We start from the raw sequence: 267 nt of genomic DNA, 5'->3' as shown, positions 1-267 counted from the left end.
GCCAGGCCGAGCACGATCAGGTACGGCAGGATCAGCCACGGCGAGACCGGATCGGGCGTCTGCACCGGCGCGGTTTCGCCGAGGAAGCCGAGCAGCACCAGGGTCGCCAGCGCCGCCGGCAGCGCCAGCTTGAGGTTCTCGCGGAATTTCTCCCGCATCGTGCAGCCCTGCGTACGGCTGGCGACGATGGCGGTGTCGGATATCACCGACAGGTTGTCGCCGAAGGTGGCGCCGCCGATCACCGCGCCGAGCACCAGCGCGCGGTCC

General features: G+C 70.4%; 1 protein-coding gene. It reads right to left on the bottom strand.

Annotation, left to right across the window (positions count from 1 at the left end):
• The coding region (locus tag HKX41_11755) for a Na+/H+ antiporter NhaC family protein (GenBank protein NNC24808.1) at positions 1 to 267 on the bottom strand (267 nt) is incomplete at both ends.

The organism is Salifodinibacter halophilus (assembly GCA_012999515.1).
Classification (GTDB): domain Bacteria; phylum Pseudomonadota; class Gammaproteobacteria; order Nevskiales; family Salinisphaeraceae; genus Salifodinibacter; species Salifodinibacter halophilus.
Note: the sequence above shows the minus strand (reverse complement) of the source record. Positions and strands in the feature narration are given on the sequence as shown.